Consider the following 16828-nt stretch of genomic DNA (forward strand, 5'->3'; position numbering starts at 1 on the left):
GCGGCGAGGCCAGCGCGCCGGAAGAGAGCCCCTGGTCCGGAATCCTGCGGTGTCTCATGTTCCATTGGGATGCTCCCTTACCCGTCGCGTCTAAAGCTGGAGAATGTATTCGGGCTCGATGCGTCCCCCCATCAGGTGGCGGGCGCCAAGGAGGTTTCCCTTCAGGCGGCCGCGCCGGTCCACATAGGGTTCTGGCCGGATGCTCCTGACCACATTCGAGACCACGTTCCGGCAGATGAGGTCGGCCGCGAACAGGGCCGGCATGGTCCCTTTGCGCACCAGATAGATGGGGTTGATGATCTGCGAGTAGCCGAAGCGCACGCCACTGACGCGCCCGCCCTTCAACCCGAGATGCACTCCGATGAGGGTGGCGATCCGCACCACCCGCCCCCGGCGCCGCAGCTGGCTGGTGAAGTCAATATCCTCCTGCCAGCCGTAAAGGGGAAGGCGCTCGTCGAAGCGCAGGTCGCCGATGAGGGCGGCGCGGATCGACATGTTGCAGCCATAGGCACCCGGCTCGTCCACCGGCGGGTGGCGGCGCGGCGGCGAGGACGCGGCCGCGGCGAGGATCGCACAGCCTTCCTCGAAGCTTAGTCCGGCATCGTGGGCGCCGTCGCGCAGCACATCGCCCATGAGGACGGCAAACCCCGGATTCTGCTCGAACGCCTCGACGACGCTGGCGAGATAGTCGTCGGCCGGCAGGAAGTCGTCGTCGAAGAAGGTGAGGATGTCAAAACCGCCGGCGGCAGCCATGGCCCGGTTGCGCTGGGCGCAGAGGCCGTTCGCGCCGAACACGTCGCGGCGGCGATACCGGCTTGGCACATAGCTCCCCGCATGGCTTTCGTCGGGGGCGGAGACGATCACCTCGTCCGGCGGCCTGTGTTGGTTCTCAAGATGCGCGAGCAGGCGGTCGGCCACGTCCCTTCGCCCCAAAGTGGGGATGATCACCACCAGCTTCATTTGTCGGCCTGCCAATTGACTCTGTCGGGCGCCCCGGAGCGGGATATCTGATGGCTCTATGCTACCCTTGGACGGCCCTCCGCGGAGCGCCCCAATCCAGGCAAGCGGCATCGGCGAACGGGATGATCACGCCCGCCTGCGAGCGCCGATAGGCGTAGCGCGCGCCGCGCCACTGCTCCTAAGGGGGTGCGCCGGCATCATTCTGCTCTCTTTTGCCCGCCCGGACCGAATGGGACGATGGTTCAATGTGTTGCGCCCTTCATGGACAGGCTGCGCCGATGATCCAGGCCGACGAGCGATGACCCTATTGTCCACCGGCGTCCCGCCGGTCGCCGACCTGGTGGAGCACACGGTCGGCCTGACTGCCTCAAGGCCCGCCCCCCGTGCCGTCGAGCGCGCGGGAAAGATCGCCCTCGTCCATGATTGGTGCCCAGATTTCCGGGGCGGGGAGCGGGTCCTGTCCGAGCTGTGCCGTCTCACGGGTGGAACGGACATCTTCACCCTCTTCGATTTCCTGCCGCGGGAGATCAAGGACGAGCATTTTCGCGATGTGACCTTCCACACCTCCATCGCCAACGGGCTGCCGGGCGTGCGGAAATATTATCGCTCGCTCTTCTTCGCCTGCCCCTTCCTGATGGAGCAGTTCGACGTCACGGGCTTCGACACGGTGATCACCTCCTCGGCCGCCTTCGCGCGCGGTGTGCTCACCCGCCCGGACCAGCCGCACATCTGCTACGTCCACAGCCCGATCCGCTATGCCTGGGACGAGCAGTTCACCTATCTGGCCGAAGGGCGGCTCGGCTATGGCCCCAAGGGCCTTCTGTTCCGCTATCTGCTGCACCAGATCCGCACCTGGGACACCCGGACCGCGCACGGGCCGGACGTGATGCTCGCCAATTCCCGCTATGTGCGCGACCGCATCCGCCGCATCTATGGCCGCGACGCGCAGGTGGTGCATCCGCCGGTGAAGACCGGCGCGGCCGAGCTGGAATACTTCCCCTACAAGGACGATTATTACGTCACCGCCTCCTTCCTTGCCCCCTACAAGCGCACCGATCTGGTGATCCGCGCCTTCAACGAGATGCCCGCGCGGCGTCTCCTGGTGGTGGGCGAAGGGCAGCAGTCGGCGGGCTTGCGGGCGCTGGCGGGGCCGAATGTCACCTTTGCCGGCTATCTTCCTCGGCAGGACTATGTGCGGGCGGTGGGGCTGGCGCGCGCTCTGGTGTTCGCCGGCTGCGAGGATTTCGGCATCGCGCTGGCGGAGGCGCAGGCCTGCGGCACGCCGCTGATCGCCTTCGGCCGGGGCGGCGCCCGAGACATCGTCCGCCCGCTGGGCGGGAGCGGCGAACCGACCGGCCTGCTGTTCCCGCACCAGACGGTGGAGGCGGTGCGGGCGGCCGTGGAGCGGTTCGAGCTTGAGGCCGCCACCATCACGCCCGCCGCCTGCCGGGCCAATGCCGACCGCTTCTCGGTGGAGCGCTTCCGCACCCAGATGGAGAACGCCATCGACCGGGCCATCAGCCTGCATGAGGAGCGGTAGGCTGCATCGCCATTTAGCGAACAGATAATCTTCGCTCCCCAAAGACATCCGTCATGCCCAGGCTTGTCCCGGGCATCCGCGCTTATCCGTTGAGTGCGGACTTGGCGGGGCCACGTGGATGGCCGGGACAAGCCTGGCCATGACGGCTGATCCATCACATGGCGAGGTACGCGGCCGGCGCATCCGCCGGTGCTTCATCCTCCACCGGCAGGCCGTCCGCCACCGCCATGGCGCGCAGATAGAGTTGCGCGGTCGTGCTCCAGGAAAAATCCGCTGCCCGCGCCCGCCCCCGCGCCACCAGACCGGCACGTAGTGCGTCCTCGTTCCGCAGCCGCAGGAAGCTGTCGAGCCACGCTTCAGGGTCCGTGGGCGAGGCGTAGAGCGCTGAATCGCCGCATATTTCCGGCAGGCTTGCACGGTCCGACACCACCACCGGGCAGCCGAGCGCCATGGCCTCCAAAGGCGGCAGCCCGAACCCCTCCACGAAGGAGGGGAAGGCGAGGCACAGGGAATCCTGCAGGAGCGCGGCCAAAGCGGCATCCGGCAGGCGGCCGAGCGCCTGGACATTGTCGGCCCGCGCGATCCCGGCGCTCTGGAAGACATGGGGATCCGCATGCCCCGCCAAGGCGATGCGCAGGCCCGCTTCCGCCAGCCGCCCGGCAATGGACAGGACGAGGCCGACATTCTTGTGGGGCGCCTGGCTGCCGAGAAGCACGATGGTGTCGCGCCCTGCCGCGGCGCAGGTCACTTCGGTGTGTGCGGGCGTCCATTGCAGGGCGTGCTCGTGGCCGTTGGGCGCGACGAGCAGCTTTTCCGCCTTGCAGATGCCGTGGGCGACGAGCTGGTCGGCGGAATAATGCGACACGGTCGCGACCCTGATCGCCGAGCGCCCGAGCGCCGGCATCAGCGCCCGGTACAGCATGCGGAACGGCCTGGAATAGCTGGCGGGAAAGGCGCGGGTGTTCACATCGTGGATGCAGACGATGTGCTTGCGGGCGAGCAATGGTCCGGTATTGGTCAGGCTGATGGTCCCGCCCCGCGCGCGGCCCGCAAGAACCGCCTGCTCCCACGCATGCCCGCCGGCACCGCCCACGATGTGCGTGCGGATTGCCGTCAGGGGCAGCGGGTCGAAGATATCGGGCGGCGCCACCAGCTCGATCTCCAGGTCGCGTGCCAGCGGGTGGCCTTGGGCCATCTGCCGGTCCAGCGCCTGCACCACCTCCCGCCCGTAGCGCTGCACGCCCGTCACCGGCTGGGTCAGGAAGCGTCCGTTGATGGTCCAATGTCGGATCATGGGGCCGGTCCAACGGCATCGCGCCGCAACATCAGCAGGTACACCCGCGCGCACCCGCGGGCGCCATGGCGAACAGTTTGCCCGTGCAGGCGAAAAAGGCTGCGGTGCCCGGCGCGGGACGACCGCGCCTACGCCCCTTGGCGGACCCTCGCGCCCTTTGGGCGCTGTTGGTGATGGGCGGCATCGCAGCAAGAGTGATTTTCCGCTGCGCCTCCGGGCGCTTGTCCCCGTTTGAAGGCCGGCCGCGCAGATGAGCATCTCCCCCCGCGTGGCGATCGACGACGCGCAGGCCCTCCCCCTCCCTCAGCGATCGGGAAGCATGGAGCGCGGGGGCGCCGGCGTGCGCCGCTGGGCGATCAACGGCGATTTCGTCACGCTGCGCTCAACCGGCGTCGCCCGCTATGCGCGCGAAGTGACCCGCGCCCTCGATGCCCTCGTTGCCGCGCAGCATCCCCTGGTCCGGGGGGTGGAGCTGACCCTCATCTGCCCCAAGCCCCCCGCAGAGGCGTTCGATCATCTGGCGCTCAAGGTGGTGCCGGAATTCCAGCGCCCCCGCCTGCCCCAGGCCTGGGTGCAACTGCAACTGCCCCGCCATGTGCGCGGCGGGCTGGTCAGCTTCTGCAACCTCGCCCCGGTCGCCGTGCGGCACCAGATCGTCTGCATCCACGATCTCCAGACCCGGCTCGCGCCGGAGAGTTATGGGCGGCTGTTCCGCCTCGCCCACCGGCTGATCCTCCCCGCGCTCGGGCGGCGGGCGGCGGGCATCACCACGGTCTCGAACATGTCCCGCGACCAGTTGATCCGGTTCGGCGTCGCACCGGCGGAGAAGATCCGCGTGACCTATAATGGCAGCGACCATGCCCTGCGCTGGCGGGCGGAGCGCACCGTGTTTGATTTTGCGCCGAAGCGCCCGTTCGTCCTGTGCCTGGGCCGGACGGAGGCGCACAAGAATCTGGACCTCCTGCTGCGGCTCGCCGCCCCCCTCGATGCGCTCGGCGTGGACCTCGCTATGGCAGGCGACGTGGGGCCGGAAATCCTTCAGCGCATCGATGGCGCGGGAAACATCCGCCTGCTGGGGCGCATCGAGGATGATGTCTTCGCCGCGGCCTTGTCGCAGGCGCTGTGTTTCCTGCTTCCCTCGCGCATGGAAGGCTTCGGCCTGCCGGCGGTGGAAGCCATGGCGCGGGGATGCCCGGTGATCGCCTCCAGCGCCCCCTGCCTGCCGGAAGTCTGCGCCCATGCGGCGCTCTATGCCGATCCCGACGATACGGGCGCCTGGATCGCGGCGGTGGCGCGGCTGATGTCGTCGCCCGGGCTCCGGCGGGACCTCATCGCGGCAGGGCATACGCGCGCCCGCGCCTTCACCTGGCGCGGCATCGCCCTCATCTATCTCTCCCTGATGGCGGAGTTGGACGGGCTGTCCCAGGGCGCAGACCAGCCGGAATTCCAAGCCGTCCAACCCTAGTCGGCCCCCCGCGCCCGCAACCGCCTCCGCATCGACCACCGCGCGGCCATCCCACGGGCGCTCGCGGCCGCACGGCGGATGGCGAGGAGGAGAAGGGCTGCTTCCGCATGCAGCGGATGGTCGGTCCATTTCAGGCTGATGGCCCACACCAGGACCGCGCCCGCACCGACTGCGATGGCGACCGGGATGGGCAGGTGGAAATCGAACCCGTTGAGGGCCACGGCGAGGGCAGGAACAGCGGAACTGGCGGCCGCGACGATGGCGCTCTTGCGCAGCGCTCCCGCCAGTTCGCCTGCGTTAAACACGATATGCCGCCGGAGGAAATAGAGCGAGACGCCCGCCTGGAGGGCGACCGCCGCCACCCAGCCGAAAGCCATGGCGAAGAGCCCGAAGAACGCGGCAGCGGTCATCAACGATCCGCCAAGCACCAGCACGATGAGCGAGCCGAGCATGGTATCGCGCACGCCGCCGGCGGCCACCAGAAGCGGATAGGCGAGGACGGTGGGAAACGAGAGCAGCAGGCCAAGCGCCATGATGCGCACCAAAGGCGTGATGGCGCCCCATTGCTCCCCCAGCAGGAGGAGCACGATGGGCTGCGCGAGGAACGCCAGCACGATCAGCGCCGGCCACTGGACGGCGGTGATGTAGGTGATGCCGTGCAGATAGACCGGCTTCAGGCTGCGGCCCGCGCGCACTTCCGCGGCCATGGCGGGCAAGGCGATGGGAAGCAGCCCGGTGAGCAGGCATTTGTCGGGAAGCTGGCACACGAGGGCGGCGCGGCTATAGAGGCCGACGGCGGTGAAATCGAGGATGCGCCCCAGCAGCAGCGAGGGCACGAACTCGTAGATCTTGCTCAGGAAACCGGTCGCGCTCGCATACGCGCCGAAGGATAGCGTGTCGCGCCAGTCGGCCAGGGAGGGGCGGAAGATCCAGAGTTCCCCGCGCAGCGCCACGGCGAGGATCGCTGCGGCGAGCGCGCCCGCGCAGGCGCCCCAGGCGAAGCTCATATAGGTGGCGCCGAGTATCGCGAGGCCCACGGTCACCGCCGCCGTGACAACCCCGCTCGCCACATTGACCATGGCGACCTTGGCGAAATCCATGTCCCGGCGCATCAACGCCAAGGGCGGGCCCGAGAACGGCCCGGCGAGAAGGCTCAAGGCGGTCACCTCGAGATAGAAGCGCAGCCCGTCCTTATTGTAGAAGCTCGCCATCGGCCCCGCGGCGAACCAGACCGCGGCCGCGACCAGGATGGACAAAAGCAGCATCACGCAGAAGGCGGTCTGCGTGCCGTGGCGCGTGAGGTGCCGCTGCTGGACGATGTAGCCGCTCACGCCGAAATCCCGCAGGCATTCGGCAAGGGCGACGGTGGCGGCGCCGATGACGGAGAAGCCGAATTCCTCCGGTGTCAGCAGGCGGGCCAGCACCGCGATCATAAGGAAATTGACGCTGATGACGACGTAACGCTCGGCGGCGGTGAGCAAAAGCGCTTGCCTGACACCAACCATGAAGGGCCCATCCTCTTCGCTTGGGAGCCACCACATGGCCCGCGCGCCCCGCTTCCCAGGGCATGTGAGCGTATCGCCGAACATGCATGCCGCGCCTTGGCCTAAACGCATGCTTCAGCGACACAAAAGACGTAGCAGGCCGTACTGCGGAACCTCGCCTGAGTGGGGGCCTCCCGCTCACGCATAGCCCATTCCGGGCCCACTCCAGATCCGCGCCCGCTTGTCCGCACGCAGGGTCGAGGCGATGGCCGCGTCCGCCCTCAGATGGGCGCGGCAGGCAAGGACGGTGGCAAGCGAGATGAAGAACAGGAGGCCGGGGTCCGCGCCGCCGCCCGCAATGGTGCCGCAGAGCAGCGCCGTCAGAGCGGCCGCGCGCACGCTGTCATGAAGCGCGATCAGCCCCCTATCCCCCCTGCTCCATGCCTCCCGTCCGGGCGCATAGGCCAGCGTCGCCACGAGCGCGGCCTGAAGCAGGGCACCGAGGAGGCCGAGCTGCGAGAGCACCGAGATGACCCAGTTGGACGAACGCGAACTGCCGAGCCCGATCCCCAGGGCATAGGTGTCGAGGAATGATTGCAGGCTCCGGGCGTTCCAGAAGGTGCGCTCCAGCGCCGAGCTGGAGGTGGACTTTTCCAGGATGGTGGTGCGGAACAACCCCTCGAACGCCTCGAATGCGTGCCGGTCGCGCACCAGGATGGCGAGCCCCACGGCAGCGCAGACGACGCAGAGCGCCAGCAAGGCGACGTCCGCCCGCGAGACCCGCCCCGCCGCCAGGGAACAAGCCAGGCTCAGCATGAGGAGCAGGAACAAGATGCCGAACCCCACATAAGCGGTGGTGGAGGTGGAGAGCAGCACCAGCACCAGCAGAACCATGGCGAGCACGAAAGCGGGGCGCGAGCCGGTGGATTTCCAGTAGGTGAAGCTGAAGGCGAGGGAGGCAAGGGCGGCCGCGCCGAAGGAAGACGCTTCCGAATAGAGCCCGACAATGCGCCAGAAGCCGGCCTGCTCCACCTCGGTCACCAGTGCATAGGTCGCGGTGCGAAGCGGCAGGAACACATCGCCCGCGCCCATCATCTTGCTCGCGAGGTCGATGACGCCGGCGGCGGCGTTGATGCCCGCCCAGGCGAAGAAGCCCTTGCGCACGGCGTTAAGGGCGTCCCTGCGCAGCAGAAGCACGCTCATGGCGAGAAACGCCATGGCGCCGAGGGCGAAATAGGCGGTCTGGGTGAAATTGCCGGATACCGGCGCAAGTGGCACCTCGAAGACGAGGCCATGCTCGCGCATCGGAATGAAGGCGCTGGTCCGCCCGGCGAACAGCCGGGGCAGGATGAGCGCGCCGCAGACCGCATAGAGGGTGAGGAGGCAGACGATCCAGGCCGGGCGATGGAGCTGGAAGACGATGGTGAGCTCACGCCAGATGCGGCCCCGCATGAGCATGGAGGCGAGGAGGAGGAGCACGAACACCATGTAGATGAGCGGAGACGACCCGCCCACCGCCCCGAGCGTTGCGATGGCCGTGGAGCCGAAGGCGATGGAGGTGATCAGGGCGACCACCAGGGGCGCGCCCAGCAGCCGCCCGAACACCAGAAGGGCACAGCACAGCGCCAATCCTACGAAGGATGGTTGCATCGCCCCCCACTCCTCCTGTCTGATGGTGCGGGTTGCTCTGCTGGCCGCGGCGGGGCGCCTCGGGCGCCGCCAGGGGTGCGCGGGGACATCGCCGGGCCTGCATCATGGGGAGGCGACGCCGTGCCTTGGCTTCTGGTCTGCGGGATTGGCCTCGCGTTCGGCTTCGTGTTCAGGGTCCCCGCGGTCCTCGCCATGGGCACCCTCCTGTTCGCCGCGGCCGTTGGCGCGGAGCGGCTGCAAGGGGCAGGCTGGGCCGATGCGGCCTTGTCCGGCTTCATCCTGCTGGCGCTGTTCGAGGGGGCGTATCTGGCGGGTGTGCTGCTTGCCGCCGGGCTGACGCGCATGAAGGCGCGACGGTCGCGCGGCGGCCGGCACTGAAGGGACGCGGGCGCGCCGCAATGTGGGGGTGCGGCGCTCACGAGGTGCGGTCGTAGCGCATCACCGCCGGAATGGTCTTCAGGAGAATGACCACGTCGTTTCGGAACGACCATTGGCGGACATAGGCGCAGTCCAGGGCCACCCGCTCGGGATAGGACAGGCTGCTCCGGCCGCTCACCTGCCACAGCCCGGTGAGCCCGGGGCGGGCTTTGAGATAATCCGATGCGCCCGCCCCGTAGCGCTCTAGCTCTTCCGCGACGATGGGCCTTGGCCCGACGCAGCTCATGTCGCCGCGCAGCACGTTGATGAGCTGCGGCAGCTCATCGATGCTGGAGCTGCGCAGGATCTTGCCCAAGGTCGTGATGCGGGGATCGTTCTGGAGCTTGCGAGTCTCCTGCCATTCCCGCGCGGCGTCCGGATTGCAGGCGAGATGGTGCACGAGGGCCGTGTCGGCGTCCCGGACCATGGTGCGGAATTTGAGGCAGCAGAACGTGTTGCCGTTCAGGCCGACGCGCCGATGGCCGAAGATCACGGGGCCGCCCGTGGTCACCTTGATCAGCAGCGCCGTCATGAGCATGAGCGGCAAGAGCATGATCAGCGCCAGGAGGGCAATGGGAATGTCCGTCGCCCGCTTGACCCAGCCGCCGATGCACGGCGCCGGAGACTGCCAGGACGAGAAGCCCGGCAGGGTGGGGAAAAAGCGCCGCGTCCCCTTCAGCGGGCTTCGCTCCATATCGACGGGATGAACCATGCTCGCGATCCTCTCGTTCGATACACGTTTCCGGCCTGGAACGCGGCTGAACGCATGGAGTGAACATCCGAAGAGCGTGTTGCCACGCTCCCCCTCCCCCGCCGTCTCGAAAAGCCCCCAGCCCGCCTCCCTTTTCTCGCATTTGCGAATGACACAATGGGCCGCAAAGCGTTCAACAGGCCAAAGCTAAGCTTAAGAATTCTGAGGCGCAGCGTGAAATAACGCTGCAACCATCTTCAATGCCGCGCCGCACCAAGGAAAGGGCTTAAAGGGCGTATAGCGCATCTTACGGGCACAGCCGCCCTACACACTTCTCGGTAGCGGCTATCGCACTTCGCGGCGCGCCTGATGCCCCCGATGGACGCACACCTTTCGGTCAGCGGGGCGCGCCCGTGGAAATCGTCTTCTTGACGGCGGAATAAGCGGGCTTGGTCTTGCCGAGCATCCATCCTCCTTGTGGACGAGCATCGAGCCGGACGAGCCCCATATAGGCCTCGAAATTCGGCGCCCAATACGTCTCGTCCAGCAGCTCGTAGATGTGCGCGGCCTCGACCTTATAAGGGCCCGACAATTCGCGAAGGCGCAGCATGGTCCGCCGCAGTCCCTCGGCCTGTTCCTTCTCGCTCTTCTGGCTGCCATTGGGATGGTTGAACTCGGTCACCCAGATGGGTTTTCCATATTCCACGAGCGTCTTGAAGGGTTCCTCCGGGTCTTCCCCATACATGTGCCAGACGGTGATTTCCCATTGGATGCCGTCATTATCGAGCCGCTCGAAGATGCCGAGATGCCCCCAGCCGGCGGTGCCGATGGCCCGCCGCACCGTCGGGCTCGCGGCGCGTGCGCCCTCCGTTAGCCCCCGCAGCGCCGCCGCCACCTTCACGTAGCGCGGGCCGTAATAATCCAGCGGCCCAACGCCGCCCGGCATGCCCCACTCACAGGGATACTGGGTGCCGTCATCGCGCATTTCGCAAGGGTGGATGAGGGCGAAGATCTCCATCTCGTTGCCGAGCTCCCAGACGGAGACGTCGTCCTTGAAGCGCGCCACGAAGGTCTCGGCCATGGCGTAGGCCTGCTTATGGATCTCGTCCTCGCTCAGCTTTTCGAGATCGAGGTGGGGGATGAGGATGGGAAGGATCTCCACCCCCCGCGCCTTCCCGGCTGCGATGAGCTTGGCGAGCGCATCCATCTGGTCTGTCGAGTACAGATCCACCCGGTAGGACTTCATGCCGAGGTCCTTCACCAGATCGAGCTGCGTCTCGATGCTCACGCCGGGATAGGACACCACCGGGTGGCCGTTTATCCCCCACATGAGATCGGCGCGGGCCGGCGCCGCATGTCCGAAGGTGACGCAGGCGAGGAGCGCGCAGGTCCGCGCGAGGAGCTTGGGTAAAAGCATCGGGCCTCCTGGAACCGGCGGGTTTGGGAAACCGGCCGCCGCCAGGAAGCGGGCATGCCGGCGCAATCGGCCCGGCGACCGGGCCGAATTCAGACGAGAGCGCGCTCCGATACGGGGCCAGGCGAGACTGCCCGCCGGCTCCATGGGCGCCGTGTGTGCATCGCCCAGTCGCTTTCTGGACCGGCGGTACACCCAACGGATGATGTCACACGCGCGCGGCGGCCGGTTTGGCTGATGCCTTCATGTCTGAGGCGAGCAGCCCGCCCCAGCGCGCGATGTAGCGTTCCAGCGACATGGAGCGGGCGTGCTCCTGCAATTGGGCAATCCTGCGCGTGCGCTCGGCGGCCGTCATGTCGACAAGCTGGCGCATTCCAGCAGCGATGTCGTCCACGGAACGAGGGTCCACGAGGATGGCGCCCGCATTGGCCGCTTCAAGAAGAGCGCCCTGCGAGCTGATGAGGGGAACGAGGCCGTTCTTCGCCGCCTCCAGTGCCGGCAGGCCGAAGCCTTCCAGAAGGCTCGGCAGCACGAAGCCCTTTGCGTGGCGATAGAGCCAGCGCAGCTCCGCATCGCGCAGATATCCCAGCCAGCGCACCCCTGGAGTCTCGTCCACCAGGCGCTCCACGGCGGCCGCGTCGTTGCCGCGGGGGCCGCACAGGACATATTCGAAGCCGCGCTCGCGCAGGCCGGAGCGCTGAAACGCCTCGATGCTGCGCTGGTGGTTCTTGCGCACTTCAAGGGCGCCGACAGTGAGGAGGAAAGGCGCCTTCATGTCCCTGGGCTCAACGTCCTCGCCCCGTTCGGAATCCGTACGGGTATAGAGCGGGATTACTTCCAGGAACCGGAAATCATCGCCGAAGAGCGAGACGAACTCCAGCCGCGACGCCTCGCTGACGAACACCATTCCGGGGCGGGCCGCGCTGATCAGCCGGTAGGCCTCGCGGTAGCGCTCCGCGGTGTTGCCGTCGAAGGCGTCCGGCAAGGTGAGCGGCCCCACATCGTGGCACAGCACGATGTCGCCGGGCGCGACGCCTGAGAAAAGCACGTAGAGCGGATCGAGAAACAGCGTTCGCTCGGTGGAGATGGCATTGCCGCGCCGGTGCAGCATGCGGCTCAGCAGTGGAAAGGCGAGCTCCAGCAGCATCGCGGTGCCAAGCAGGCGGCGCGTCACCCCCTGCGGCTCCGAACGCAGCCGTAAACGCCAATATCTCTGGGCCACAAACAATTCAGGAAAATGCCTGACTATGTCGCGCGTTACATAGTATGCGCCGGTTTTATTGATGAGAGAAAGCGAAAAATCTACAATATATTCACGCCGATGAATATCAAACCCATTCCGCAAATCGTCATGATTTGGGGAAAAGTTATCATCCGACCAATCTTCTGTGGCTTTGATCATGTATTTCGCCATAATGATAAGCAATATTACACAATATATCTCTCTATCAACTACACCGTGCGGGCAATCCGAACGCACAAAGAGGTAGTCCCTCGCCTGCCGTAACGGCAGGTCGCCGCCGGAAATGCCCGGCGTCCCTACTCCTTTGCGTTGATGCATTGCACCTTGAGGTGAGAGCCGCGCGCGGCGCGCCCGCTGTACCTTTGCATTGGCGGCGTGCGCCATGCTGTTGGGTTCATCTCATCATCTCCGGCGGGGAGGGTTCATGTCGGTCCGACGTGCATTCCTGTTCTCGGTCTCCGAGCGCTACGTGGTCATGGGCGCCAACTTCCTGATGGTTGCCATCGTCGCGCGGGTGCTCACCCCGGAGGAATTCGGCTTTGCGGTCGTCGGCGCGGCCATCCTCGCGGTCGTGGAATCGTTCAGGGACTTCGGCGCCCTGAGCTTCATCGTGCAGCGGAAGGAGCTGGAGGCGCAGGAAGCCCGGACCGCGGCCACCATCATGCTGGCGACCACGCTCCTGATCGCCGCCATCGTCTGGGTGGCCGCGGCGCCGCTTGCGGATTTCTACGAGCGGGACGGGCTGCGACCCTATCTTCAGGTGATCGCGCTGACCCTGCTGGCGGGGCCATTGACGGGTCCCCTCATCGCCTTGCTCCAGAGGGACATGCATTTCGGGTCGATCGCCATCATCAACGTGGCCACCGCCCTCACCACCGCCGCCGGCACGCTGGCCATGGCGCTGCTCGGCGCCAGCTATATGAGCTTTGCCTGGGGCGGCGCGGCGGGCGCAGCGGTGGGCGCGGTGCTCGCCATGGCCCTCCGGCGGGACTTCTGGATCTTCCGACCCTCCCTTAGGGACTGGCGGACCACCCTGTCATTCGGCAGCTATTGGACTGCCACCGGGCTCCTCAACAAGATCTACGATTATGTTCCCTCCCTGGTGCTGGGGCGGAGCCTCGGTTTTGAGGCCATGGGGCTCTACAGCCGCGCGGCCATGGTGAGCCAGCTTCCCGACAAGTGCCTGCTGGCGGGGCTGCTGCCCATCGCGCTCCCGGCCATGGCGGCGGAGGCGCGCGAGGGGCGCAGCCTGAAGACGGCCTATCTGCTCAGCCTCACCTACATCACCGTCATGCAGTGGCCGGCTTTGCTGCTGCTCGCCTTCCTCGCCCATCCCGTGGTGCTCATCCTGCTAGGGGACCAGTGGCTCGGCATCGTCCCGCTGGTCCAGATCATGAGCCTGGCCCTGCTCCCGTCCTTCCTCACCATGCTGGCCTACCCCCTTCTCGTCGCGGCCGGGGGCGTGCGCGACGCCTTTCTCGCGACGCTCGTCGCAGTGCCCCTGTGCACGCTGGTGGCCGGGGCCGCGGCGCTGTACGGGCTGGAGGCGGCGGCGCTCAGCATGTTCGCCACCGCGCCGATCCAGACCATCATCTGGCTGCACGTGATCCGCCGTCGCGTGCCGTGCCAATGGCGTGAGATCGCCGGCGCGCTCGCCGGCAGCATCGTCGTGTGCGCGTCCAGCGCCGTGGTCCCGGCTGTCGTCCTCGCGCTCAACGGCTTCAGCTTCGAGCTGTCGATCCCCGCCGCTATCGTCTCCGCCATCGGCGCCGTGGCGGGATGGGCGCTGGCATTGGTGCGCACGCGCCATCCCTTCCGCTCGGAAATCGATCACATGGGGAAATCCGCGCGCAGCAGGCTTGCCGCCGCGCGCGCCGCAGGCATGGCCTTGCTCTCCCGCAGGCGCCTGCGTGCAAGAGGAGTGGGCTGATGAGAGCGTCCGCGCCGCCTGCAAGGAGTTGGGGGGACGAGGCGCGGCCGGCCGTGGCCGAGCGCCCGCTCGTGTCCGTGGTGATCCCTTGCTACAACCAGGGCCAGTTCCTGCGCGAGGCCATCGAAAGCGTCCTGGCGCAAACATGGCGCCCCCTGGAGGTGGTCGTCGTCGATGACGGCTCGGTCGACTGCACGCCCGAGGTCATGGCGCTATTCCCCGGCATCACCGCCATCCGGCAGGCCAATGGGGGACTCTCGGCGGCCCGCAATACCGGGCTCAATGCCAGCCGGGGCGCGTTCGTCACCTTCCTCGATGCGGACGACCTGCTCCTGCCCAATGCGCTCGCCGCGGGGATGGAAGCCCTTGAGAAGCACCCCGACTGGGCGTTCGTATGGGGTGGCTACCGCATGGTGGACTCCCGCGGCCTCGCCTTGGGCGAGCCCTCAGTGCCCGGCGTGGCGTCGCGGCACTATGATCTGCTGCTGAGCCGCAACTACATCGCCATGCACGCGACCGTGCTCTACCGCCGGGATGCCCTAGACCGCTTCGGCGGCTTCGACATCTCCCTTTTGTCCTGCGAGGACTACGACCTGTATCTGCGCATCGCACGGGAATCCACCATCGGCTTTCATCCCAATGTCGTGGCCTGCTATCGGCGCCACGACAGCAACATGTCGCGCAATCCCGACCTCATGCTGAGCTGCGCCCTCGAGGTGCTGAACCGACAGAAGCCGTATCTCGCCAACGACAATTCTCGGCGGGCCGCCTTTGAAAGCGGCGTCCGGTTCCACCGCGAACGCGAAGGGAGCGAAATGCTCCGCCGCTCGCTCTCGAAGGGCGGATGGGAAGGAGTGAAGGGCATCATGTCGGCGATCCGCATGTCGCGCCTCTCTTTCGTGAGGCTTTCCACACGGCAATTCGCACGCTCCGCCTATGCGGCGCTCCTGCCGGCCCTGCCGCCGGGCGCCCGTACGCGCGTGGAGGCGATGCGGGAGGCCGTTCGCCTGAAGCCCCCTCTGGGCTTCGTGCGCTTCGGCAGCCTGCGGCGCCTTCATCCCATCAGCCGACATTTCGGCTATGACCGGGGCCAGCCCATCGACCGGGTCTATATCGAGGGCTTCCTGGAGCGCCAGGCGGGCGACGTGCGCGGCCACGTGCTGGAAATCGGCGACCGCACCTATACGCAGAGGTTCGGCGGCGCCCGCGTGACCGCCAGCGCGGTGCTGAACATCAATCCGGACGTTCCCGGAACCACGTTCGTCGGCGACCTCGCCGACGGCAAGAACCTCCCTTCCGACGCCTTCGACTGTATCATCCTCACGCAGACCCTCCACCTGATCTACGACCTGAAGGCGGCGCTCGACACGGTGCATCGCATCCTGAAGCCGGGGGGTGTCGTGCTCGCCACTGTTCCCGGCATCAGCCAGATCGACCATCATGACTGGGGGCACACCTGGTTCTGGTCCCTGACCCCGCGCTGCGCCAAGCGGCTGTTCGGGGACGTGTTCCCGCAAGATCAGGTGGAGGTGGAGAGCCACGGCAACGTGCTCACCAGCATCGGTGCGCTCCACGGCCTTGCGGCGAGCGAGCTGCGCCCCGACGAAATCGCCCATCAGGACCCTCAATATCCCATGGTGGTGACGGTGCGGGCCCGCAAAGCGGAGGCGGCATGATCCCGGTGCCCGCGAGCCTTGCACCCATGCGGCGCTTCCTGCGCCGGAAGCGGCGCGCGGGCCTTCCCATCATCCTCATGTATCACCGCATCGGTGACACGGCGGGCGAGGCGTCCAGTGACCCCTGGGGCAGCGCGGTGTCCCCGGCCCGCTTCGCCCAGCACCTGGACATCCTGCGCCGCCGCCGGGTGGTGCTCAGCCTGCGCCAGCTCGCCGCCCGCCTTGCGGCCGGCACGCTGCCGCACAATGGCGTGGTGGTCACCTTCGACGACGGCTATGCCGACAATCTCCATGCGGCAAAGCCCCTCCTGGAGACGCACGACGTGCCGGCCACGGTGTTCGCCGTCGCCTCGGCCATCGGCCGTCCAACGGGGTTCTGGTGGGACGAGCTTGCCGCCATCCTGCTGCGGCCCGGCGCGCTTCCCCCGACATTGCGACTGGAGACCGGCGGGACCACCCAAGGCTGGGATCTCGGCGCGGCCGCCCATCTCACGGCCGCAGACGCCGAGGCGTGCCGGGACTGGCGCGGATGGCAGCCCCCGCCGACGCCGCGCCATGCGCTGTTCCTCAGCCTCTGGCGGTGGCTGCGCGAACGCCCGGACACGCAGCGCCTTGAAAGCCTCGACGCGCTGCGCGCCTGGGCGGGGGACGGCGCCCGCCCGGCCGCCTCGCCCCGGCCGCTGACCGGGGAGGAGCTTGTCCGCCTCGCCGAGGGCGGGCTCGTGGAGATCGGCGCGCACACCGCCACCCACGCGCCGCTGCCCCGGCTGGGCGCGGCGCTGCGTGATCGCGAGGTGGCCGGCTCCAAGGCGAGCCTGGAGGCACGTCTCGGGCACGAAGTGCGCGCCTTCTCCTATCCCCACGGCGAGCACGACGCGGCGAGCATCGCCAGCGTGCGTCAAGCGGGCTTTGCATGCGCCTGCATCACCGGCGAGACCCATGTGCGCCGGCACACCGACCCGCTGTGCCTGCCGCGCATCCAGGCGGACGACTGGGACGGGGAAGAGTTCGAGCGGCGGCTCTCCCAGGAATTCATCGCCTAGGGCCGGCAGCAGCGGGGACAA

Annotated in this window: 13 protein-coding genes; 6 read left to right on the top strand and 7 right to left on the bottom strand. The window is 67.5% G+C overall.

Annotated elements, in window-relative coordinates; translation table 11 throughout:
- Positions 1 to 90: 90 nt before the first annotated feature.
- Entirely contained in the window at positions 91 to 960 is an 870-nt protein-coding gene (locus ABLE91_RS24820; RefSeq protein ID WP_348935230.1) for a glycosyltransferase family 2 protein, read from the bottom strand.
- 298 nt (positions 961 to 1258) lie between these two features.
- Here ABLE91_RS24820 and ABLE91_RS24825 point away from each other — a divergent pair, with 298 nt between their 5' ends.
- Positions 1259 to 2500, top strand: coding sequence for a glycosyltransferase (locus tag ABLE91_RS24825; protein ID WP_348935231.1), 1242 nt, complete (start codon positions 1259 to 1261; stop codon positions 2498 to 2500).
- Positions 2501 to 2654: 154 nt separating this feature from the next.
- Here ABLE91_RS24825 and ABLE91_RS24830 read toward each other — a convergent pair whose 3' ends face one another.
- Positions 2655 to 3794, bottom strand: coding sequence for a glycosyltransferase family 4 protein (locus tag ABLE91_RS24830; RefSeq protein ID WP_348935232.1), 1140 nt, complete (start codon positions 3792 to 3794; stop codon positions 2655 to 2657).
- A gap of 250 nt (positions 3795 to 4044) precedes the next feature.
- Between ABLE91_RS24830 and ABLE91_RS24835 the strand changes: the two genes are divergently transcribed.
- Entirely contained in the window at positions 4045 to 5259 is a 1215-nt protein-coding gene (locus ABLE91_RS24835; protein WP_348935233.1) for a glycosyltransferase family 4 protein, read from the top strand.
- On the opposite strand, the gene ABLE91_RS24840 is transcribed toward ABLE91_RS24835, so the two are convergent.
- Positions 5256 to 6764: an oligosaccharide flippase family protein gene (locus ABLE91_RS24840; RefSeq protein WP_348935234.1), complete on the bottom strand. Its 1509-nt coding sequence runs from the start codon at positions 6762 to 6764 to the stop codon at positions 5256 to 5258. The two genes, ABLE91_RS24835 and ABLE91_RS24840, sit on opposite strands and share 4 nt — an antisense overlap.
- Before the next feature lie 177 nt (positions 6765 to 6941).
- Positions 6942 to 8393: a hypothetical protein gene (locus ABLE91_RS24845; RefSeq protein WP_348935235.1), complete on the bottom strand. Its 1452-nt coding sequence runs from the start codon at positions 8391 to 8393 to the stop codon at positions 6942 to 6944.
- Positions 8394 to 8513: 120 nt separating this feature from the next.
- Here ABLE91_RS24845 and ABLE91_RS24850 point away from each other — a divergent pair, with 120 nt between their 5' ends.
- Positions 8514 to 8771, top strand: coding sequence for a hypothetical protein (locus ABLE91_RS24850; RefSeq protein WP_348935236.1), 258 nt, complete (start codon positions 8514 to 8516; stop codon positions 8769 to 8771).
- A gap of 37 nt (positions 8772 to 8808) precedes the next feature.
- Here ABLE91_RS24850 and ABLE91_RS24855 read toward each other — a convergent pair whose 3' ends face one another.
- The 3 genes from ABLE91_RS24855 to ABLE91_RS24865 form a co-directional block, all read right to left on the bottom strand.
- A complete protein-coding gene (locus ABLE91_RS24855) occupies positions 8809 to 9522 on the bottom strand; it encodes a sugar transferase (RefSeq protein ID WP_348935237.1) in 714 nt (237 codons plus the stop codon).
- Between the two features lie 376 nt (positions 9523 to 9898).
- Positions 9899 to 10918, bottom strand: coding sequence for a glycosyl hydrolase (locus ABLE91_RS24860; protein ID WP_348935238.1), 1020 nt, complete (start codon positions 10916 to 10918; stop codon positions 9899 to 9901).
- A gap of 205 nt (positions 10919 to 11123) precedes the next feature.
- Positions 11124 to 12317: a glycosyltransferase family 4 protein gene (locus ABLE91_RS24865; protein WP_348935239.1), complete on the bottom strand. Its 1194-nt coding sequence runs from the start codon at positions 12315 to 12317 to the stop codon at positions 11124 to 11126.
- 265 nt (positions 12318 to 12582) lie between these two features.
- Between ABLE91_RS24865 and ABLE91_RS24870 the strand changes: the two genes are divergently transcribed.
- Genes ABLE91_RS24870 through ABLE91_RS24880 form a run of 3 tightly spaced genes read left to right on the top strand, consistent with a single transcriptional unit; the run spans position 12583 to position 16807 of the window.
- Positions 12583 to 14088, top strand: coding sequence for an oligosaccharide flippase family protein (locus ABLE91_RS24870; protein ID WP_348935240.1), 1506 nt, complete (start codon positions 12583 to 12585; stop codon positions 14086 to 14088).
- Positions 14088 to 15764, top strand: coding sequence for a glycosyltransferase (locus ABLE91_RS24875; protein ID WP_348935241.1), 1677 nt, complete (start codon positions 14088 to 14090; stop codon positions 15762 to 15764). The genes ABLE91_RS24870 and ABLE91_RS24875 overlap by 1 nt, the downstream gene beginning before the upstream one ends.
- On the top strand, positions 15761 to 16807 hold the full coding sequence (locus ABLE91_RS24880; protein WP_348935242.1) for a polysaccharide deacetylase family protein: 1047 nt from the start codon (positions 15761 to 15763) through the stop codon (positions 16805 to 16807). Before ABLE91_RS24875 ends, ABLE91_RS24880 begins: the two co-directional genes overlap by 4 nt.
- Positions 16808 to 16828 lie beyond the last annotated feature (21 nt).

It is taken from the genome of Aquabacter albus (assembly GCF_040049275.1).
GTDB lineage: Bacteria > Pseudomonadota > Alphaproteobacteria > Rhizobiales > Xanthobacteraceae > Aquabacter.

Bases quoted from the DNA above. Each gene is read 5' to 3' on its own strand.
- ABLE91_RS24820 (WP_348935230.1), bottom strand. From the start codon at position 960: ATGAAGCTGGTGGTGATCATCCCCACTTTGGGGCGAAGGGACGTGGCC.
- ABLE91_RS24825 (WP_348935231.1), top strand. From the start codon at position 1,259: ATGACCCTATTGTCCACCGGCGTCCCGCCGGTCGCCGACCTGGTGGAG.
- ABLE91_RS24830 (WP_348935232.1), bottom strand. From the start codon at position 3,794: ATGATCCGACATTGGACCATCAACGGACGCTTCCTGACCCAGCCGGTG.
- ABLE91_RS24835 (WP_348935233.1), top strand. From the start codon at position 4,045: ATGAGCATCTCCCCCCGCGTGGCGATCGACGACGCGCAGGCCCTCCCC.
- ABLE91_RS24840 (WP_348935234.1), bottom strand. From the start codon at position 6,764: ATGGTTGGTGTCAGGCAAGCGCTTTTGCTCACCGCCGCCGAGCGTTAC.
- ABLE91_RS24845 (WP_348935235.1), bottom strand. From the start codon at position 8,393: ATGCAACCATCCTTCGTAGGATTGGCGCTGTGCTGTGCCCTTCTGGTG.
- ABLE91_RS24855 (WP_348935237.1), bottom strand. From the start codon at position 9,522: ATGGTTCATCCCGTCGATATGGAGCGAAGCCCGCTGAAGGGGACGCGG.
- ABLE91_RS24860 (WP_348935238.1), bottom strand. From the start codon at position 10,918: ATGCTTTTACCCAAGCTCCTCGCGCGGACCTGCGCGCTCCTCGCCTGC.
- ABLE91_RS24865 (WP_348935239.1), bottom strand. From the start codon at position 12,317: ATGATCAAAGCCACAGAAGATTGGTCGGATGATAACTTTTCCCCAAAT.
- ABLE91_RS24870 (WP_348935240.1), top strand. From the start codon at position 12,583: ATGTCGGTCCGACGTGCATTCCTGTTCTCGGTCTCCGAGCGCTACGTG.
- ABLE91_RS24875 (WP_348935241.1), top strand. From the start codon at position 14,088: ATGAGAGCGTCCGCGCCGCCTGCAAGGAGTTGGGGGGACGAGGCGCGG.
- ABLE91_RS24880 (WP_348935242.1), top strand. From the start codon at position 15,761: ATGATCCCGGTGCCCGCGAGCCTTGCACCCATGCGGCGCTTCCTGCGC.